We start from the raw sequence: 20,774 nt of genomic DNA on the forward strand, positions 1-20,774 counted from the left end.
TATAATTCATACAAGCACAAGAGAGTAGAGTAAATGAACGGAAACAATTTTTAGACTAGTAGTTTGCAACTCCCTCACCCCTTAAAAATCCCGGGGCCAGTCCCCTATAGAAACCTTATAACAATGAATATATTAAGACGAAAACGCAGATCTTTCAGGATTTTCAACGCGTCGAAATTCCTTTTTCCAACCACAACACAGATCTGAGTCATCATGTGTTACTATGTTCAGCGTGTGAGTGATCATACGGAACATCGGCTGACCCCGATAAGTGAGGCATCGGTATTACTGCAGGAATACCGGTGCCTCTTTTCTGTACGCTTCTACAAGCCGATGCCCATAATTGAACAAAAATATCAAGATTGTTGTGTAATCTGCCTTAAAATTCCGTTGGAATCCGCCAGATATTATGCTATAATAATCAAAAAAGAGAGAATAAGCATAAAATACAAAGGAAATTTCAGATTATTTTCGCGGACAACGCGTCAAAGACCATGCTGGCATGAGAACTTGATGACTGCTGGCCGCGATAACGGGCCAAACGCATAACGCGTGTTTTGACCCGTAGTGACAACATTTTGTCCCCGAACAAAACGGGAGAACAGGAGGCATCTTATGCGTCTTACATTTCTTGGAGCAACACATGAAGTGACGGGCAGTTGTTATTATCTGGAGGCTGCCGGAAAGAAGTTTTTAGTGGACTGCGGTATGGAACAGGGACCGAATATTTACGAAAACAAACCAATTCCGGTCCCGGCATCCCAGCTTGATTTTGTATTGATCACGCACGCGCACATCGATCACACCGGAAATCTGCCGCTGTTGTATGCGCACGGCTTCCGCGGCCCAATCTATATGACTCCGGCGACGGTAGCGCTTTCGGACATCATGCTCCGGGACAGCGCACACATTCAGCTTGCCGAGGCCGAGTGGCGGAACCGCAAGAACCGCCGGGCGGGAAAAGAAGATTACGTCACACCATACACAATGGAGGATGCCCTCGGCGTGATCCGCTTACTGGAGGGCATTCCGTATCATCAGCGTGTGACACTATCGGACGGCATTCAGATCCGTTTCCTCGATGCCGGTCATCTGCTCGGCTCCGCATCCATTGAGCTGTGGCTGACAGAGGACGGTGTGACGAAAAAACTGCTCTTCTCCGGCGATATCGGAAATATCCATCAGCCGCTGATCAACGACCCGGAGTACCCAGAGAGCGCTGATTACGTGATTATGGAATCCACCTACGGTGACCGGAGCCACGGTCCGAAACCGGATTATGTACCGGAGCTGGCAAAAATCATTCAGGAAACGCTCGACCGCGGCGGCAACCTCGTGATCCCGTCGTTTGCTGTTGGAAGAACGCAGGAGATGCTGTACTTTATTCGTGAAATTAAGGCAGAACATCTGGTTCACGGCCACGGCGAATTCCCGGTTTACGTGGACAGTCCGCTTGCCGTTGAGGCAACCAATATTTTCCGCGATCATCAGAAAGAGTGCTACGATTCCGATGCAGCTGCGCTCCTTGCGCAGGGCATTAATCCGATTCTGTTTCCGGGCTTAAAGCTCTCGATTACATCCGATGAGTCGAAAGCCATCAACTTCAACGAAACCCCGAAGGTCATCATATCCGCGAGCGGTATGTGCGATGCAGGACGAATCAAGCATCATCTGAAGCACAACCTCTGGCGGCAGGAGAGTACGGTTCTCTTCGTCGGCTATCAGGCCGTCGGTACACTGGGACGGGCGCTGATCGGAGGCGCGAAGGAGGTGAAACTGTTCCAGGAAGAGGTTCATGTGAACGCGCACATCATCCAGTTCCCGGGCATGAGCGGCCACGCAGATCAGGAAGGACTGCTCAAATGGGCGGGCAGTCTGCGGGCAAAACCGGACCGCGTTTTCGTAACGCACGGCGAAGATAAAGTGACGGAAATTTTTGCAGAAAAACTGTGGGACGAATTCCGCTACCCGGCGATGGCTCCGTTCTCCGGCACGGTATTTGACCTGAAAGAAAATGAATTCATCGAAAAAACCGTTGGCATTCCGATCCAGAAGGAAACAACGGCAAACGCTGGAACACTGCGCACGAGAAGCAGCGGAAATGCCGTCTTCGATCGTCTCGTTGCGGCTGGTCAGCGGCTGCTCACCGTCATTACAAGAAACAAAGGCGGTGCTAACAAAGACCTTTCGAAATTTGCTGATCAGATCAACAGTCTCTGCGACAAATGGGACAGATAAAGCAGTCCGGTGGCTGGAAGAAAGACTGAGCTATTAATATAGAAGAAAAACCGGAAGAAAGCAGGCGGCAGGGAAGCTGTGCTGCATCAGAAAAGAAAAAACAGAAGTGGATAAATTACAAACTCCCCGGGGTGAGCATTCCCCGGGGAGTTATTATAATAAAAAAGAGCAAGCGTAAAAAAAGTTATTTCTGGATAGCCTGTTCCAGTGCTTTTGCAAGCTGGTCTGGACATGATGTTCCGCGTCCGTTGCAGTCGATGCCTTTCATGCGGGAGATGGCTTCGTTTACGTCCATGCCCTCAACGAGTCTTGCAACACCCTGTGTGTTTCCGTTGCATCCGCCTACGAACTGTACGTTGTGTACTTTACCGTCTTCTACCTCAAACAGAATTTTTCTGGAACAGGTACCTTTTGTTGTATATTCCATCGATAAGATCCTCCTTTGTGAATAAAAAATTAGAACATTATCGTGAACTTTAGCCACGATAATTCTTCGGTTCCTGCTATTATACCATAGATTACGAAAACAGCAAAGAAAAAAGATACCACAGATCCCAAATTTATTGTATACTGTAACAGGAATTACAAAGAAACCAGAAGGAAAAGAAAATGGACTCCCGGAGTTTTCCGTTCTTACTTTAGCGGCTGACCGCTGACAAAAATGATTTCATAAAAGCAAGAACAGAAAGAATCGGAGAGTACATGTAAAGTTATTGGAGGATATCATAAACATGAAGTTAATCGGAATTATCGGTGCAATGGAAGTTGAAGTTGCAAGCTTAAAGGAAATGATGACGGACGTTACAATCCGCACGAAAGCATCCATGGAGTTCAACCACGGTTACCTGAACGGAAAAGAAGTGGTTGTTGTGCGCAGCGGAATCGGTAAAGTAAACGCCGGTATCTGCACGCAGATTCTTGTAGATGATTACGGCGTGGACTGTGTCATCAACACCGGAATCGCAGGCTCCCTGCGGAATGAAATCAACATCGGCGATATCGTGATCTCGACCGATGCTGTTCAGCACGACATGGATGTGCGCATCTTCGGATACCCGCTCGGCGAGATTCCGCAGATGGGCGTTTTGAGCTTCCCGGCAGACGAGCACCTCGCAGAGGTGGCAGAGGAAGTCTGCAAGGAAGTCAATCCGGAAATCCAGGTATTCCGCGGACGCGTGGTCAGCGGTGACCAGTTTATTTCCAGCAAAGAAGTGAAAAACCATCTGATCGAGGAATTCAACGGTTCCTGCGCCGAGATGGAAGGCGCTGCGATTGCGCAGGGCGCTTATCTGAACAAGATTCCATACGTCGTACTCCGCGCCATCTCCGACAAAGCAGACGACAGCGCAACAATGGACTACCCGACCTTTGAGAGCGAGGCAGCCCGCCACTGTGTCAACCTGCTGCAGGAAATGGTAAAACGCCTGTAATCTAAAAAAAGCAAGAAGAAAAAATCGACAAACGGGCAGGCGAAAACCAGCGAAACCACGCGAACCGGCACGAAAGCAGTCCCCTGAAGGAACGAAAAATAAAAATTCACGCGAAAAAGCACAGAATCACAAAGAATTTGACGAACGTTTTTTGTTTCCAAATTTTTCCGGCAGTGCTATACTGTGGCACATCGGAACAAGAAGATTCTCACTACGGATTGCTCAGCAGTAAAACACTTGCTGTTTTGCTGCGTAAGAAAGTGATTCAGGTGTGAGCAGCCCTACTTTTGCGAAGCAAAATTTTCAATGAGGGCTGCGAATGTTACAGTTCACAGGTACCTGGGAACTGTAACACGTCTCCACTGCCGATATGCCTGCGGAAGAATCCTGTGCGCGCAAATTCTGCCGCGGCATCCGCCGATGCACCGCAACGGAACGGGAGCACCGGCATATGATCATGACAGGCAAATTCAAAAATCATCAGGGGGAATAAGAATGCTGGAGTTTTGTGTGAAACAAAATGTGTTCTTATACGCAATGATAGCAGCAGGAATCGCCGGTGTGTGGTGCCTGTTCTGGAATAACCGTTTCTACACCCGGGCCATCCGCGATCTCGGAAGGCTGAAGGAACCAAAGTCGAAATGGACCAGGTCGGTGCTGGAAACGTGTCAGAGAAAAGCGCATCCCTTTTCGAATGCCGGGGCGTTTATGCGCAGCCAGATTGCACAGGGCAGGTCAGCGGGAATGGCAGTCCCGACGCTTCTGCGCGGAAGCCAGAATATGATCCTCACGGTTCTGGCGCTGTCGATTCTTTCGCTGTGGGCGATCTACCGATACCGTTATGGAGAGGCGGAGCTGATGCGCTACCTCGGAACGGGCACCGCGCTCGCCGGAGGCCTTGTCTTTTTCCGGCTCTGTCTGGATTTCGGCGGAAAAGAGGAAATTCTGCTGAACGGCTGGACAGACTATCTGGAAAATGAGTTTGCAGCGACGAAACAGAGTGCGGTGCTGGAAACCGTACAGCAGACCGAACGGCAGCCGGTGCAGGCGGAAACCATGGCACAGGCAGGAACCGGAGCGGCGAAAGCAAAACCGCAGACTGCGGGAAGCGAGTCCGCCAAAGAGCGGAATGAACTGTTCGCAGATCCGGAAAAAGAAGCGAGGATTTCGAAAGTCAGGGAGGGCATCCGCCAGACCGCCGCGGCCGAGAGCAGGTTTGCCGGAATGCTGACGCCCGAGGAAGAGAAGCTGATGAGGGAGATTATCAGCGAATACGTGTAAATACCAGGGGATCAGGCCGGGGAGCATGGCATATCGACATGACCATATTTCCGAATCGGCAGTCCGCAGGTATCTAAGATAAAAATATTTCAGGCAGTGCCGTCTTTCAAAACAGACAGGCGGCACTGCTTTCCCGGATAAAGCAGAATCATCATCTGCAAAAGGAGGAACCAACATGAGACTTGTAATTCTTGAGGCAGAGTCACTGGGAAAGGACATGGATCTGTCCGGCTTTTCCCGTTTTGGAGAAGTGACAGTATATGAAAAAACAACGGAGGAGGAATGCCCGGAGCGTGTGCGGGAGGCGGATATCGTCATCTGCAACAAGGTGCGCATGTGCAGCCGCACCCTGTCCGGCGCGGAGAACCTGAAACTGATCTGCGTCACCGCAACCGGCATCAACAACATCGATCTCGATTATGTGAAGCGCCACAACATCGCCGTGACGAACGTCGCCGGCTATTCCACCGTCAGCGTGGCCCAGCACACCTTTGCGATGTACTTCTATCTGGCAGAAAAACTCCGTTATTACGATGATTACGTAAAAAACGGCAGCTACGCCGCCAGCAGTCTTTTCACCTGCATGGACAGACCGTTCACCGAGCTGGAGGGCAAGACGTGGGGCATCATCGGCCTTGGCGCGATCGGCAGAAAAGTGGCTTCGATTGCACAGGCATTCGGCTGCCGTGTGATCTATTACTCCACCTCCGGTACACACGACGATCCGGACTACGAGCGGGTCGATCTCTATCGTCTGCTGAAGGATTCTGATGTGGTTTCCATCCACGCCCCGTTAAATGAGGCGACCGAGAACCTGATGAATATCGAAACGTTTGCCAACATGAAGCGGAACGCAATTCTGATCAACGTCGGCCGCGGCTCGATCGTGAATGAGCGTGACCTCTGCTGTGCCCTGCGCGAGGGCCTGATCGCCGGAGCAGCGCTCGATGTACTTTCCAGCGAGCCGATCCGCAGTGACAGTCCGTTACTGAAAATGGCGGACGACGACCGCCTGTACATCACGCCGCACATCGCCTGGGCATCGAAGGAAGCCCGCACGCGCCTGATCGGGCTGGTGCAGAAAAATATTGCTTCGTACCTGGAAGGCGGCATGGAAAACCGCGTGGTATAAAAGGGATACAAATCCAGGGACAAAATACATAAAAAGAGCCGGACATCCGACGGAACCGCAGAGGGGACTGCAAGAACAGCCGCTCCCAAGTTCCGCCGGATGCCCGGCTTTTGCATTTGCTTTATTCGCTGCAAAAACGAGAGAACATTATTCCTCTGTAATCTGAATTTCCAGATAATCAAACTCCAGCGATTCAATAAAATTATCCTGTGTGAACCGTGTTTTCGATCTCCGTTTAAACTCCGAAATATTCGTATCGAGCCAGATCGGCTTCGCCAGATTCCAGGCATCACAGATTTCATCGAGCGCACGGAAGACCTTGTGCGTTCTGGTATCCTCATCGTCGATGCAGACGGTAAGATCCTGAAGAATATGATTGTTTTCCACTAATTTTCCCCACATCTGAAACATATTAAAAATCCTCCTGAAAAGTACAAAGTAAACAGTGCATTTGGAACGACCGTGTTAATCGCTGGTAACGGTATGCAGTTCTTTAAAATCCTTCGGCGAGATCCCGTACTCTTTTTTAAACGCGCGGTAAAAACTCGAATAGTCGTGAAATCCGAACAGCAGATACACCTTCGTGACCGGTACATCGCCGAGCAGCGCTTCACGGCACCTTGCCAGCCGCTTTTTGGAAATGTACTGGTGGATCGACATGCCGATTTCATCCTTGAAAACGTGTGCAATGTGATATTTGCTCACAAAAAGTTCCGCCGCCAGCCGTTCGAGCGACAGATCCTCGGACAGGTGCTCATCAATATAGAAACAGAGCTGTTCATACAGCGAAAGCTGCGCCTTCCGGGTGAGCGGGTGGTGCTGTTCATACACCGTGCGGTTGATCTGCATCAGCAGGTCGCTGACGTAGAGAAAAATCTGCGTCTCTTTTCCAAAATGATCGGACCGCATTTCCTCAATCAGTCGGATGGTGCGGTACTGGATCGTGTTGAACTCGACGGAATCGAGCGGGAACAGATATTTCTGATTTTCGGCAGCGTATTCCATCAGGTAAACGTAGTCGGCGGAACGGGCGCGGAGCTGTTCTGCAAAAGCGGCGCTGACCCAGAACACAAAGCGGCGGTACGGCACAGACAGGTCGTGCATCACCAGATGATGCGGCACGCCGGGCGGAATCAGAAGAAGATCGCCGGGCGTCGGTGTGTAGAGCACTCCGTCGATTTCCAGTGAGATCGCCCCTTCGAGAAAGAGATAGAACTCATAATGCGTATGCGTATGTTCTTTTACGCCGGGCACATCGTCGGTGCTGTAATAGTATAACTCAAACGTATCCGAAATCATGTACTGCCGGGTGGCAAATTTCGTCTGCAGTTTTTCTTTCATAATAAAAGCATCCTTGCAAAAAAATGATATTTTTGAACCATAACAACAATTCCCAGCATATCACAAAACAGCAAGTTTTACAATGTATTCGGCAATCCGCACAATAGAAAAAAATAACCTGTCCGGTTATGATACAAGGGAATAAAATAAAAACAGAATGCAGAATAATTTTCAGATAAAGATCAAAACGGAGGAACAGCTATCATGAATCAGATTCTCGAACAGCTTGGAACATACGGCATTGTGCCGGTTGTCGTTTTACAGGATGCAGCAAAAGCAGAGCCGCTTGCCGAAGCTCTCTGCAAGGGCGGACTTGCCTGCGCCGAGGTGACCTTCCGCACCGATGCGGCAGAAGAATCCATCCGCATTATGAGCGAAAAATTCCCGGAGATGCTGGTGGGAGCCGGAACTGTGCTCACAATCGAGCAGGCGGACTGCGCCGTGAAAGCCGGAGCAAAATTTATCGTCAGCCCGGGCCTCAACCCGGAGGTAGTAAAATGGTGCCAGGCACACGAAGTACCAGTGATCCCGGGCATCGTGACCCCGACTGAGATGGAGCAGGCGATCGGTCTTGGGCTCACCATGGTGAAATTCTTCCCGGCAGAACCGGCAGGCGGACTGAAATACATCCGTGCCATCGCAGCACCGTACACCATGATGAAATTCATGCCGACCGGCGGCATCAACCCGCAGAATGTAAGAGAATACCTGGCATACGACCGCATCGCAGCATGCGGCGGAAGCTGGATGGTAAAAAATATGATGATTGAAAACAACGAATTCGACCGCATTGAAGAGCTGGTGAAAGAGGCGGTTGAGATCGTAAAGGAAAGCCGGACGTGACGACATCCTTCCCGCAGCCGCTGGGCACCGACCGTTGACCTCGAGCGTGATCCGAGATGGGGAAGAAACGAGGAGGGCTACGGCGAGGACCCTGTGCTGACCGGAAAAATGGCCGGCGCTTACATCGAGGGAATGCAGGGCGACGATCCAAAATATCTGCGCTGTGCATCAACCCTGAAACACTTCTATGGAAACAACACCGAGGTCGGCCGCGGCTGGAAGAACTCTTCGATTGACCCGCGGAATAAATATGAGCTGTATCTCGAGCCGTTCCGCAGATGTATTGAGGAGAGCGGTGCAGAGGGCATCATGACGGCGTACAACAGAATCAACGGCACCGTCGGCGGAATGGTCCGGGAAAACATGGAAATCTCGGAATCCGTCATCATGAAACAGGCGGACCAGAAGATGTATGAAAATAAAAAAAGTTCACGGTGAATCGCCGCAATGGATTGTCCCCGCGGGTCTTTTCGTGGTACAATGAAACATAACCGATAAAAAGAAAAACGAGGGCAGAACATGAACGAATTATATGAAATGATTGAAAAGAAAATTAAAGAATCCGGCTATCCGCGGCCGATTTCGGGAAGCGATGTTTACGATGACATCTGCGACCAGATCGAGGGAAAAGAGAACGGTTCCTATGTGGTATTATCGAAATTTGATGATGATGTGATTTTCGAGTACCACATCACGGTGATGGATGATGAATTCAACCTCGGCGTGCTGACGATGCGCACCCCGGAGGGCGTGTTTGAGACAGATTTTGACCAGTAAAAGAGAAAAGAAAGAGGTTGTTACTTATGCCGAATGTTGAAAAAATCACAAAACAGACGGAAAATCCGTTCGTAAATCTTTACCTGGTGGAAGGAACAAACAAAGTAAACCATCACTTCCGCTATTATGTGGCTTCCCGCGCAAAATCCATCGAGCAGATGAAGATCAAAACAAGAAAAAATACGCCGGACGGCGTGCTGATGTACAGTCTGTACGGGGAAAAGCGCGACAAAATTGTCCTGGTGCGCCAGTACCGCGTTTCCATTGATGACTACATTTACGAATTCCCGGCAGGCCTGGTGGAACCGGGCGAGGAGTTCCATGAGGCTGCCGTGCGCGAGATGCATGAGGAGACCGGTCTTACGTTTCACCCGTTGAAAGTAGATCCCTGCTACGAGAAACCGTTCTTCACCACAATCGGCCTGACCGATGAAGCATGCTCTGCCGTTTACGGCTGGTGCGAGGGCGAGATCAGCCGCAAATACCTCGAAGAGAGCGAAGTGATCGAAGTTGTCCTTGCTGACCGCGAGGAGGCAAAGAGAATCTTAAAGGAAGAAAATGTAGCAATTATGTGTTCTTATCATCTGATGCATTTTATTCATGATGAGGAGCCGTTTGCATTCCTGAAATAAGTGGAGGGGAGCCAGAAAAACACAACCCCTGGAAGTTCTTAGCACGAACTGCCAGGGGTTGTGTTTTTCTGACTCCCATTTACGTTGTGGGGGACGGGAGGGTGAGGACTCAGGTGTAGTATTGGGCCTGGGTTTCGTAAAGATTGGCGTAGATGCCGTGGTTTGCGAGGAGGGTGTCGTGGGTTCCGTCTTCGGCGATGCGGCCGTGGTCGAGGACGATGATGCGGTCGCAGAATTTGCAGCTGCTCATGCGGTGGGAGATGTAGACAGCCGTTTTACCGGCGGTCATCTGGCTGAACTGTTTGTAGATTTCGGCCTCAGCGATCGGGTCGAGGGCTGCGGTCGGCTCGTCGAGGATGACGAACGGGGCATCCTTGTAGAGGGCGCGGGCGATGGCGGTGCGCTGGGCCTCGCCGCCGGAAAGGTCGACACCGGAGCCGTTGTTGTTGTAAAGGCGGGTGCGGACGCCCTGCGGGAGTTGCTGTACACGGTCGGTGAGACCGACTTTTGCAAGAGAGGATTGCAAAGCAGCTTCATCAATCTCGGTTCCGGCGGCGATGTTTTCGTCGAGCGGGAGGGAAAACAGGTGGAAATCCTGGAAAACGACGGAGAATGCCTGCGTGTACTCTTTGTAGCTATATTTGCGGATGTCAATGCCATTCAGGGTGATGTAACCTGAAGTTGGCTCATACAGGCGGCAGAGCAGCTTGATGAGTGTTGTCTTTCCGGCTCCGTTACGGCCAACGAGGGCGGTTTTTTCGCCGACGGCAAAGGACAGTGTCACATGTTCGAGTACCGGAATATTCGTACCGGGATAAGAGAATGAGACATCGTGGAACGCAAATTCGTACTGGCCGTCGTCGCGTTTCTCAATCGGCAGTGTACCGTCGTAGGCCATAGACGGCTGCGCAATGAAATCCTCATAGGTCGAGAGATAGGAATTGATATAGTCGAACTCCGATCCGGTTGCGAGAAATGTCTGAAGATCACTCATGGCGCGTGTCACGGAACCGGCATACAGAAGAACATCCCCAATGGGGAGAACGCCGTACAGAGCCCTGGCGCCGATCACAAGGTACGCAGCGAAATTGGAAAGGAGCGAAAGCAGCGCGTTTTTTCCGTCTGTGATGGCGGAGAAGCGGGCGAAGTCGAGGTACATCGGCAGAAAGTGTTCCATGGCTTTTCCAAACTGTACGTCGAGAAAATGATCGAGATGACCGATGCGGATATCGTCCGCGCGCCGTTCTTCAAGCATCACATTAACGAGATAATTGGCAACCGAGTTGGAATGGTCGTTGCCCTGGTTCAGCTCTATCTTTTTCTGCGTACTCCTGCGGTTGATGCGGGAGGAAAGTGCAAGCTGTACACCACAGAGCAGGAGCAGTGCAAGCATCGAAAACGGCGAGGTGAAAAAGTTCTTCCTGCTGCTGTCGGACAGAAGAAACAGACGGAGCAGGAAAAACAGGGCATAGAGAACCGAGAGCAGGGAAGTGATCAGCGTATGAATGACAATGAGCTGGTCACCCACATTTCCCGATCCCATGGAGGAGACGTTGGTGCGCCGGATGGCATCCATCGTCTCTGTTTTTTCGAATTTCTCAAACTCCAGCTCCAGCGCCTTTGCGGTGATTTTCTGTTCCGTGCGTGCAAGACAGAGTTCTTTTTGGCCGTCGAGATACTGACGGCAGATTTTTTCAAACAATCCCAGCCCATACTGCGTAAGCAGAAAGACGACAACAGTATACAGACAGGCGCGGTACGACTTTGCAAGCAGTAAATTCAAAATTCGCGCCGAGAAAAACAAGGAGAGATACGGCAGCGTTGCAGCTGCAAAAGCGCTTCCGAGAAGCCAGAACAGCACGCGGTGATTGCCCTGGCTCACCATAGTTAAAAAGCGGCAGATGGCATGAAACCGTTCTTTCATTTTCATCAGATATCTTCCTCCGTTTCCTGATAATACTGGCTCTGCACCGCAAACATATGCGCATACGATCCGCCGAGGGCAATCAGCTCATCGTGGGTTCCGCATTCTTTGATCTTTCCGTTTTCGAGAAACAGGATCGTATCGCAGAAGCGTGTCGATGCAAGACGATGCGAGATGAAAAGCGCAGTCTTATTTTTCAGCAGTGTGCTGTAGGTTTCGTACATTTTATTTTCCGAGATTGCATCGAGCGCAGCCGTCGGCTCATCGAGCAGGAGCAGATGGCAATTTTTATAGAGTGCCCGCGCCATCATCAGTTTTTGCATTTCACCGCCGGAAAGCGTAATGCCGTCGTCCGCCATATCCTTGCCAAGATAGGTTTCTTCTTTCTGCGGCAGACTTGCAATTTTTTCCCAGAGTCCGGCGCGGATGAGTGCTTCTCGGCAACGGTTACGATCGGTCTCTTCCAGCGGGGAGCAGCTCACATTTTCTGCAATCGAAAACGAAAGTGCAAACGGGTCCTGAAAAACCGCTGCGATTGCTTTGTAATACTGCGCCGGATTCAGACTGCCAAGGGGAATGCCGTTAATGGTGATGTTCCCTTCCGTCGGCTGATATAGCCCGCAGATCAGCCTGACAATTGTGGATTTTCCGGCGCCGTTGATGCCGACAAGTGCCGTATGCTCGCCCGCATGGAGTGTAAAACTGACATCATCGAGGATCCTTTTATCGCCGCCCGGATAGGAAAACGAGACGTGGGAAAAGCAGATTTCCAGCGGTTTTTCTTCCGCAAGTTCCGGACGGAACGGCAGCGTGTGGCCGGCCGGGAACGGAAGATCGAAGAATTCCCGCAGCCAGCGGATCTGCTCGAGACAGAGCACGGATTTGGAGAGCGCGGCGGTGATCTCGTTAAAATATGAAGAAAAACCGGAGACGGCACCGAGCGCAAGCACAAAGCCGGATACGGTCATCGTGCCGTGGGATAGACGGTAAATCAGAAAGCCATAGCAGATTCCGTCGCGCAGAAGCTGTAGTGTAAGTGTCAGCAGATCATTTGCAAAGTAGGCGCTGCGGATGCGGAACAGAATTTTCTGATACCGCTTGTTGAGCTGGCGATAAACACCATCGAGCCATCCGTTCAGCTGATACAGACGGATATCCTTTCCGGCGGATGTGTTGTACGACTGTTTCTGGAAATAGCGCTGCGATACTTCAATTTCAGACAGATCGTCTCTGCGGCGGACTTCGTAAGAAGCCGCGCGGCGGTAGCTGAGAAACTGCAGAACCGAGAGCACAAGCAGCAGAAGAATGATAGCCGGATGGACGGTTCCGATCAGTCCTGCGTAGAGAATCAGCCCAAGAAACGAAGAATAAATTGTGACATCGTATCGGAACATGCCTTCCACGCCGACCCAGTTGCTGCAGGTGGCTCCGACGGCTTTTTCGGCGAGCTGCAGCGTTTTTGGTTCTGTCAGAACCGCATAATCTATCTGCATGAAATGACAGAGAAGGCGGCGCGTAAAAAAGCCGGTCCGGAATTCGGTATACTGCCAGGCGTTCCGCGATTGCAGAAAGGTGTGGCTGACAAAAACAACGGCATAGCAAAGAAAGAGAACGAGCGTTCCAAGTGCAAATCCGGAAAAGCCGCTGCTCTGTTCCAGAAACAGGAGAATCCCGGCAGGAAGCAGAATCCCGAAAAAGCCGGTGAGCACCTGTGAGACGATTTCGAGTGCCTGAAAGAGAAACGGCTTTTTGCTGTAATGCCACAGCTCCCGATGAATATAAATGTAGTTAGACCATAATGAATACATAAAGACCTCCTCTGTCACATGTCTTTCGTGAACTGTAGTTATCCTACCATATTCATGCAAAACACGGGGGAAAAGTACGTAAATGGAACAAAAAAGAACGCGAACAGCAAAAAAAAGTGTTCACGTTCTGCAAAATTTTTCTGTAGAATCATCGGACAAAATCAAAAAATTCTGGAAAGAGCTTTTTACAGCGGCAGCATAATCTCCGTCACGAAAACGCCGGGCTCGTTCTGCCGGTTGATATATCCTTCGTACTTTTCCACAACAAGATTGATCCGTTTCAGCCCATGCCCGTGATTTCCGCGCTTCGTGGTGATATACTCGCTGTCCAGCTTCCGCACAGTATCCTTTGTTGCATTCGTAACGGAAATATACAGCTGGTTTTTCAGCACACCAATATAAAGCCGGATATAGGGATCCGCAAGGCCCTCGCATGCTTCCACCGCATTGTCAATCAGATTTCCGATCAGCGCGCAGAGATCAATATCACTCACCGTAAGATTGGCCGGGCAGGCTGCCTTGTAATCCACGCGGATGCCGTTCTTTTCGGCGAGTGAAATTTTGGAATTTAAAATCGCATCGAGATTCACATTCCCCGAGTCGCAGAGCTGGTTGACCTGATCGAGATCATTTTCGAGCAGCCCGAGATATTCCTGCAGCTTATCATACTGTCCCATCTCAACATATGCCTTCATTGACTGCAGATGATTGTGGTAATCATGGCGCCAGCCGCGCATTGTCAGATAGATATTCTGCACTTCCTCGACCTGGCGGGCGAGAAGCTGGTTCTGGTATTCGATATTTTTGCGTTCCAGATAATGGGATAAAAATGGAATGTGCGCCATGAAACATCACCTCGGTTCGTTCGGAATTGGAAATTAAAAAATGCAAAACCTTTAAAACGCATTCGGCCGGTAAAACTGCAGGAACGCATGGTTGAGTGATGCATAGCATCCGCGGCTGACCGGAATTTTTGTTCCGTCCGACAAGAGACATTCCGTCCGCGTGATCCGCTCCACATGAGCGAGATTCACAAGATAACTCCGGTGTGCGGCCGCAAAACATTCCCCCGTCTCACCAGAAGCCTGCCATGCGGCAGAAAGTTCTTCGCGGAACTCCGACAGATTTTTCTTAAAAGTTTCCATTCCGGCGGCTGTATGCAGCGTCAGATAATGATTATCGGATTCCACAAAAAGCAGGTCGGAGAGAAACAGCTTCTGCGTCTCCCCGCCAAGTGAAAGCAGCAGATGCGGCTTTTCCTGTCCGCGCATCGCCTGCAGCTCCTCGAGCAGCGGAAACAGTGTATCCTCTGTCACCGGCTTTAAGAGATACCGGAACGCCTGCACCTCATATCCTTCGAAAACATATTCTTTATGATTCGTCAGAAAGAGAATCGGCACCTCACTGTCCGTTTCACGGATTTTCCGCGCCAGCGCCATGCCGTCCATTCCGCCGAGATCAATATCGAGAAAGATGAGATCAAACGGATACGAGCCGGGATACTGGAACAGAAAAGCGGCGGAGTCTGAAAAGGCTTCCACGGTCAGAGCAAGCCTTTTTCGCTCCGCAAAGGTGCGGAGCAGCAGTTCCATCCGGGAACGCTGCGCCGGTTCATCTTCGCAGTAAGCAATTCTCATGTCATTCACCTAAACATTTTTTGAAGAAGTTATCGTAAACGGTAATCATTTCCTCGGTCCAGAATGCGGCACCGCCGTGGTCTGCGCCGCGAAGAAGATACAGCTGTACATCTTTTCCGGCATCCTTTAATGCGTGGTAGAGATCGACACTCTGCTGGCAGAACACCATCGTGTCCTTGGTGCCGTGTGCGATCAGCATCGGCGGGAAATCCTCGTTCACGTATGTTTTGGAGCAGGCTGCCTTAGCCTCCTCAAGATGCTCGGTAATGTCATAGCCCATCAGCATGCCCTCCGGGCTGTCTGGTTTCTGATGGTTCAGCGTTATCGGATAGCCGTACGGCAGTGTCACATCAACAGCTCCGTACAGATCGATAATACCGCATACCTCGCAGCTTTCCTCATTGATCGGCTCGTCAAGTTTTCCGCTCTTTGCGGTCATGCCGGCAACGGAAGAAACCTGTCCGCCGGAAGAATCTCCCATCAGGAACATCTGCGATGGATTCAGCTTGTATTCCTCCGCATGCGCACGCAGAAAACGTACCGCATTTTTTGCGTCGATGATCTGCGCTGGGAAATGTGCGATTCCGCTGTGACGGTATTCGACGATTGCAACAACGTAGCCGCGCTGCGCCAGACGGGCGATCATGCCGACCTTCTGGTAGACATACTGTTTCATCCAGGCGGATCCCTGAATAAATGTGATGCACGGCCAGGTGCGCTCCGGGTGCGCCATCTGGAATGGTGTGAAAATTTCCAGATGAAGATTGTGTGCCTCGTCGTAGACAACTTCATGCGCATAGCGGATCTCAATTTCCTCTCCGGTCACCGGAATTTCCACGGCGCCGTCTACCGCGTCTGTGTAGTCCGGCATTGTCTCATACGTGTAGTTTGATGGTTCAATGATCATGTGTAAAAACCTCCTTTTTCAAAAACCCATTTTTCGGTCCGAAACAGCAATCCACAGGATTTACGATTTCTTCGACTCCTCATATGATTTTAACTCAGAAAGTGCCTCGCCTGCAAGTGGATACAGTGCAATAATGTTGAAAATTGTCATCAGTCCGATGCCGACATCACCAAGATCCCACACAAAAGTGTATGCGGCAATACCGCCGATAAACAGCATCACAAGTGCAAGAACCTTGTAAGCGGTCTGGAAACACCACTTGTCACCGAACAGGTAGGCAACGTTGCTTCTTGCATAGAACAAAATGCCGAGGAACGTGGAAAAGCTGAACAAAAACAGCGTAAGTGCGATAAAAATCACACCGAATTTTCCCAGATGATACTGCATGGCGGTCTGTAAGAGATCCATGCCGGAAAGGCCATCAATCAGATCCTTTGGTGCGAGCAGCATGATCATTGCGGTGCAGCTGCAGATGACGATCGTGTCAACGAAAACGCCGAGCGCCTGTACAAGGCCTGCTTTGGCCGGGCGGTCACATTCTGCGGCGGCAGCGGCGCATGGAGCGGAGCCGGAACCGGCCTCATTCGAAAACAGACCACGCTTTACACCGTTCATCAGAACAGCACCAAAACCGCCGGCTGCCATCTGACGAAGTCCGAAGGCTTCCTCAAAAATGCGTGCAAACACAGAAGGAATCTGACGGAGGTTGACTGCGATGATAAACAGTGTGATAAAGAAATAGCAGACTGCCATGACAGGAACTATAAAATCCAGCACCTTTACGGTTGCATTTTTCCGCAGTACGATGATTGCAGAAAGAATCACCAGCATGATACTGGTGTAAAGCGGCGGAATGGAAAATGCATTTTTAAAAGAAGAAGCCACGGAGTTGCTGATTACCTGACTGATACCGCACCAGCAGATCAGACCGGCAATGGCAAACAGAACAGCCGGCAGAACGTATCGTTTTTTCTTCTTGAGGTGGTCTTCAACCAGATCGTGAATGTAGTAGGCAGGACCGCCGCGGTAGCCGCCGTACAGAGGATCTTCTTCTTTGTGAAGCTGTGCGAGCGTAGCTTCGATAAACGCGGTAGACGAGCCGATGATAGCCGTCACCCACATCCAGAACACAGCACCTGCGCCTCCGGCGGAGACTGCAGCGACAACGCCGACCAGATTTCCCATACCGACACGCGTTGCGGTGGAAACGATCAGTGTCTGAAAAGAAGAAAGGCTGCTTTTTTCATTTTTCTTTTCCGACAGGGCACGGATCATGTCCGGGAACAGACGGATAGGAAGAAAACGTGTCCGGATCGTAAAATAGATGCCGGTTGGGATCAGCAGAAGAATCAGAAGGGAGATTCCGAGACTGCCGCCGCCCGGGAGCGGAATCGTAAAAAGATCGCCCCAGAGAAAGTTGTAGACTGTGGTGATGAGATTGACAATCATGTTTTCAAAAACCCTCATTTCAAAATATTTGCGGCACTGTGAAACGTCAAAGCATAAAAGCACCGTTACCTGCTATTATATCGGTTTCTGTTTGGAATGTAAAGAAGGGAAGAGAAAAGATAAGAGGCAGATATCAGCTTTTTCCGAAACCAGAAAAAGTTGATATCTGCCTCTTAAAAATTTTTCAGTCGTATCAAAAGATCAGCCTGCGAGATGCAGCATCTCGATCAGGAACAGCCAGCTCAGGCCATAGAATGTAACGACAGCGACAAGGTCGTTGACCGTCGTGATGAGCGGACCGGAAGCAACCGCCGGATCGATGTGGATCTTTTTGAAGAACAGCGGAATGCAGGTGCCGACGGCACTGGAAATCAGCATTGCCAGCAGCAGTGCGATGCCGATGCAGGCGGAAACGGAAAATGCGAACATCATGGTCTTTCCCTTGAATAAGAAGATGAAAAGTCCGATGACAGCAAAGGACAGAACACCAAGCAGAAGACCATTGCAGAAACCGATGCGCATTTCCTTGAAAACAAGCTGTAATTTCTGTTTTCCGGTCAGGGACTCATCCATCAGGACACGGATGGTAACAGCCAGGGACTGGGTACCAACGTTTCCGGCCATGTCAAGGATCAGGGACTGGAAGGTCATGATGATCGGAAGGGTTGTGACAACCTGTTCGAAAATACCGACTACAGAAGAAACCAGCATGCCAAGACCGAGCAGGATGATCAGCCATGGAAGACGTTTTTTCATACTGTCTTTTAACGGCTCTTTTAAATCCTCCTCTGCGGTCAGACCTGCGAACATCGCGTAGTCCTCACCCATCTCATCATCAACCAGGTCGATGATGTTTGATGATGTGATGACACCGAGCAGGCGGTTGTCATTGTCGAGGACCGGAATAGAATCCTCGGAATAATCCTTCAGTTCTTCGATACACTCGTTGATCGGCTCCTCTGCATATACGTACGGGTAAGAAGTTACGGTCAGATCCTCGAGCGTCTCGTCGCGTCTTGCGATGATCAGGTTTTTCAGATCGATCGCTCCGTAAAATTTCTGCTGCGCATTGACAACAAAGATGGTAGAGATGTTGTCGTTCTTTGCGGCCTGATCGATCAGGCTGCTCATCGCCTGTTTGACATTCAGATCCTCGCGGATGATGATGCAGTTTGTCGTCATGCGGCTACCGATTTCATCTTCATCGAAGGAGGCGATCATCTCAATATCGTGGCGTACTTCCGGATCGAGCAGTTCGATCAGAAGTTTTTTCTTTGCTTTGTCGAGTTTCTGCAGAACCTCGGCCAGTGCATCGGTCTCCATTTTGGAGAGGATGGAAGCGGCTTTTTTGACATCCATCTCTTCGAGGTACTCGGCTACGTTGTCGGATTCAGCATACTCAAAAATATCGGACAGCATGTCCGTGTCCAGAATGCGGTACAGTTTGCATCGCTCCGGAACCGTTAAAAGCGGCAGAACATCTGCCAGGTCATTTTCGTGGTAATCTTCCAGGCGGCTGCCCATGACAGCCGGAGAAGAGTTACTGCGGATTGTATCCAGGATCTCCTGGGTATAATCCTGTACTCGTTTTTCCATTTTTTCGTTATCCTCCATTCTTTTTTTTGACAGCAGAAAAAAACATGCGTGCTGTCGGTGCGAAAAAGCATGTTGGAACCCTCACAGGGCAGTAAAAGCACACGAAAAAAGAACCAGAGAATTACGTTTCAAAACTGGTTTGGATCATGTGTCTTACTTCGGGTTTTCATAGGATAAGAAGGGAAAATATTTAAGATTAAAGCAGGACAGAAGGATGGCCGTCATCCTGCATATTTTCCGGTTCCCGTCCTATGCTGGTACTTCGCCCATGAGAATCACAACTATCCATTCTGTTCACCTGCCTTTTTTTAGAAATTTTTTGATCAAACAGCCGTTTTTGCCGGTCTGTTTCGCTTGAAATACGGGATTCAAAAATCATCCCTCAAGTATTCTAACTGCTTTCCAGAAAAAAATCAATTCCTATTTTGGTAAAATTTTCGCAACATTCTTATCTCGTTTCTGTTTCTCCTCGTAAAGCATTGCATCCGCATGCGCGAGCATCTCCGGAAGTGTGGAATCCATGTCTTTCGGAAGCAGATAAAAGCCGGTGGAAACGGTAATATTATATGCTTTTTCGTTCGTTCTATTAAAAATGTCGAATGCGGAGTGCAGCGTCCGGTACAGATCCCTGGACATTGTTTCGTCGGAACACGGAACAAGATATGCGAATTCATCGCCGCCGATGCGTCCGCAGACACCGCGTTTGCCGATGGAATCCTGCAGAAACTGTCCGACAAGGCGGATGGAGAAGTCCCCTTCTTCATGCCCGTACCGGTCGTTGATGATCTTTAAATTATTGAGATCCGCATAGACGGCAAGCAGGATGTGCTAAGAAAATAATTGCAATTGTCTAAAAAATGTTTGAGCTCTGAATTCACAGACAAAACTTTATAGAAACTTAAGATTTTCCTTTGCGGACCTAAAGATTCCTTTGGTACAGTAAGGATGAAAACAAAAGACATCTGGCAACTTGAGGGAATTTGCGGTACAATCATCTTTGAATCATGTGGGAGGTCCGGCGCGGAAAAAAAGTGCCGGAAAAGAAAAAATGAAAGGTGGAGAAAGAAGAAATGTACAACATTTTAGTATGTGATGATGATAGAGAGATTGTAGACGCCATTGAGATTTATCTGACCCAGGAGGGCTATCATGTGCTGAAAGCATATGACGGCATGCAGGCCATCCAGATGCTCGAGAGGGAGGAGATTCAGCTGCTGATTATCGACGTCATGATGCCGAAACTGGACGGCATCCGTGCGACGCTGAAAATCAGGGAAAAGAGCAGTATTCCGATCATTATTCTGTCCGCAAAATCAGAGGATGTGGACAAAATTCTGGGACTGAACATCGGCGCGGATGATTACGTGACGAAGCCGTTTAACCCGCTCGAGCTGGTGGCGAGGGTGAAATCTCAGCTGCGGCGCTACACGAAACTTGGAAATCTTCCGGCGGACGACGGAGAAAATGTGTATCAGGTCGGCGGGCTTCTCGTCAATGACGATTTAAAAGAAGTCAGCGTCGAGGGCGAACCAGTCAAACTGACCCCGATCGAATACAACATTCTCCTGCTGCTGGTAAAAAATCCAGGCAAGGTATTTTCGATTGAACAGATCTACGAGAGCATCTGGAACGAGGAGGCGATCGGTGCGGACAACACCGTTGCGGTCCACATTCGTCACATCCGTGAGAAAATCGAAATCAACCCGAAGGAGCCGCGCTATCTGAAAGTTGTATGGGGAATTGGGTATAAGATTGAGAAACAATAATAAGGAGTGAATA

At 50.0% G+C, this 20,774-nt stretch carries 19 protein-coding genes and 1 pseudogene; 9 read left to right on the plus strand and 11 right to left on the minus strand.

Annotation, left to right across the window (positions count from 1 at the left end):
• Positions 1–615: 615 nt before the first annotated feature.
• Entirely contained in the window at positions 616–2,238 is a 1,623-nt protein-coding gene (locus DWX32_RS06710; RefSeq protein ID WP_055219142.1) for an MBL fold metallo-hydrolase RNA specificity domain-containing protein, read from the plus strand.
• A gap of 184 nt (positions 2,239–2,422) precedes the next feature.
• Here the strand turns inward: DWX32_RS06710 and DWX32_RS06715 are convergent, their stop codons facing one another.
• Positions 2,423–2,665, minus strand: a complete 243-nt coding sequence (locus tag DWX32_RS06715; RefSeq protein ID WP_022461364.1) for a TIGR03905 family TSCPD domain-containing protein — start codon at positions 2,663–2,665, stop codon at positions 2,423–2,425.
• Positions 2,666–2,969: 304 nt separating this feature from the next.
• Here DWX32_RS06715 and DWX32_RS06720 point away from each other — a divergent pair, with 304 nt between their 5' ends.
• The 3 genes from DWX32_RS06720 to DWX32_RS06730 all read left to right on the plus strand — a co-directional run bounded on the left by DWX32_RS06720 (position 2,970) and on the right by DWX32_RS06730 (position 6,081).
• The gene (locus DWX32_RS06720) at positions 2,970–3,668 is read left to right on the plus strand and encodes a 5'-methylthioadenosine/adenosylhomocysteine nucleosidase (RefSeq protein ID WP_022461363.1); all 699 of its coding nucleotides are present in this window, start codon (positions 2,970–2,972) and stop codon (positions 3,666–3,668) included.
• A 495-nt stretch (positions 3,669–4,163) separates the two neighbouring features.
• Entirely contained in the window at positions 4,164–4,949 is a 786-nt protein-coding gene (locus tag DWX32_RS06725) for a hypothetical protein (protein WP_117802479.1), read from the plus strand.
• Positions 4,950–5,124: 175 nt separating this feature from the next.
• Complete coding sequence (locus DWX32_RS06730; RefSeq protein ID WP_118659452.1) at positions 5,125–6,081, plus strand: D-2-hydroxyacid dehydrogenase; 957 nt, start codon at positions 5,125–5,127, stop codon at positions 6,079–6,081.
• 147 nt (positions 6,082–6,228) lie between these two features.
• Here DWX32_RS06730 and DWX32_RS06735 read toward each other — a convergent pair whose 3' ends face one another.
• Together DWX32_RS06735 and DWX32_RS06740 are read right to left on the minus strand one after the other, a co-directional pair.
• A complete protein-coding gene (locus DWX32_RS06735) occupies positions 6,229–6,492 on the minus strand; it encodes a hypothetical protein (protein WP_055219147.1) in 264 nt (87 codons plus the stop codon).
• A 54-nt stretch (positions 6,493–6,546) separates the two neighbouring features.
• Complete coding sequence (locus DWX32_RS06740; protein ID WP_055265553.1) at positions 6,547–7,422, minus strand: AraC family transcriptional regulator; 876 nt, start codon at positions 7,420–7,422, stop codon at positions 6,547–6,549.
• 204 nt (positions 7,423–7,626) lie between these two features.
• Here DWX32_RS06740 and DWX32_RS06745 point away from each other — a divergent pair, with 204 nt between their 5' ends.
• From DWX32_RS06745 to DWX32_RS06760, 4 genes and pseudogenes are all read left to right on the plus strand, one after another.
• Positions 7,627–8,265, plus strand: a complete 639-nt coding sequence (locus DWX32_RS06745) for a bifunctional 4-hydroxy-2-oxoglutarate aldolase/2-dehydro-3-deoxy-phosphogluconate aldolase (RefSeq protein ID WP_118659454.1) — start codon at positions 7,627–7,629, stop codon at positions 8,263–8,265.
• A 30-nt stretch (positions 8,266–8,295) separates the two neighbouring features.
• Positions 8,296–8,703: pseudogene (locus tag DWX32_RS06750) on the plus strand (glycoside hydrolase family 3 N-terminal domain-containing protein); the annotation flags it as partial.
• Positions 8,704–8,784: 81 nt separating this feature from the next.
• Entirely contained in the window at positions 8,785–9,042 is a 258-nt protein-coding gene (locus DWX32_RS06755; RefSeq protein WP_055265559.1) for a hypothetical protein, read from the plus strand.
• A 26-nt stretch (positions 9,043–9,068) separates the two neighbouring features.
• The gene (locus DWX32_RS06760) at positions 9,069–9,674 is read left to right on the plus strand and encodes an NUDIX hydrolase (protein WP_055219153.1); all 606 of its coding nucleotides are present in this window, start codon (positions 9,069–9,071) and stop codon (positions 9,672–9,674) included.
• Between the two features lie 109 nt (positions 9,675–9,783).
• Here the strand turns inward: DWX32_RS06760 and DWX32_RS06765 are convergent, their stop codons facing one another.
• The 8 genes from DWX32_RS06765 to DWX32_RS06800 all read right to left on the minus strand — a co-directional run bounded on the left by DWX32_RS06765 (position 9,784) and on the right by DWX32_RS06800 (position 19,820).
• Positions 9,784–11,604: an ABC transporter ATP-binding protein gene (locus DWX32_RS06765; protein ID WP_118659456.1), complete on the minus strand. Its 1,821-nt coding sequence runs from the start codon at positions 11,602–11,604 to the stop codon at positions 9,784–9,786.
• Complete coding sequence (locus tag DWX32_RS06770) at positions 11,604–13,406, minus strand: ABC transporter ATP-binding protein (protein ID WP_118659458.1); 1,803 nt, start codon at positions 13,404–13,406, stop codon at positions 11,604–11,606. The genes DWX32_RS06765 and DWX32_RS06770 overlap by 1 nt, the downstream gene beginning before the upstream one ends.
• 185 nt (positions 13,407–13,591) lie before the next feature.
• Entirely contained in the window at positions 13,592–14,251 is a 660-nt protein-coding gene (locus DWX32_RS06775; RefSeq protein WP_055219159.1) for a sensor histidine kinase, read from the minus strand.
• Positions 14,252–14,302: 51 nt separating this feature from the next.
• A complete protein-coding gene (locus tag DWX32_RS06780) occupies positions 14,303–15,043 on the minus strand; it encodes a LytR/AlgR family response regulator transcription factor (protein ID WP_118659460.1) in 741 nt (246 codons plus the stop codon).
• Between the two features lies 1 nt (position 15,044).
• The gene (locus DWX32_RS06785; protein ID WP_055219163.1) at positions 15,045–15,950 is read right to left on the minus strand and encodes an alpha/beta hydrolase; all 906 of its coding nucleotides are present in this window, start codon (positions 15,948–15,950) and stop codon (positions 15,045–15,047) included.
• Between the two features lie 60 nt (positions 15,951–16,010).
• A complete protein-coding gene (locus tag DWX32_RS06790; RefSeq protein ID WP_118659534.1) occupies positions 16,011–17,399 on the minus strand; it encodes an alanine/glycine:cation symporter family protein in 1,389 nt (462 codons plus the stop codon).
• A 201-nt stretch (positions 17,400–17,600) separates the two neighbouring features.
• A complete protein-coding gene (gene mgtE / locus DWX32_RS06795) occupies positions 17,601–18,995 on the minus strand; it encodes a magnesium transporter (protein WP_022461398.1) in 1,395 nt (464 codons plus the stop codon).
• Positions 18,996–19,415: 420 nt separating this feature from the next.
• Entirely contained in the window at positions 19,416–19,820 is a 405-nt protein-coding gene (locus DWX32_RS06800) for a GGDEF domain-containing protein (RefSeq protein WP_118659462.1), read from the minus strand.
• Between the two features lie 245 nt (positions 19,821–20,065).
• Between DWX32_RS06800 and DWX32_RS06805 the strand changes: the two genes are divergently transcribed.
• Positions 20,066–20,761, plus strand: a complete 696-nt coding sequence (locus DWX32_RS06805) for a response regulator transcription factor (RefSeq protein ID WP_022461396.1) — start codon at positions 20,066–20,068, stop codon at positions 20,759–20,761.
• Positions 20,762–20,774: the final 13 nt, after the last annotated feature.

The sequence above is a fragment of the Blautia sp. AF19-13LB genome (assembly GCF_003479105.1).
GTDB lineage: Bacteria > Bacillota > Clostridia > Lachnospirales > Lachnospiraceae > Fusicatenibacter > Fusicatenibacter saccharivorans.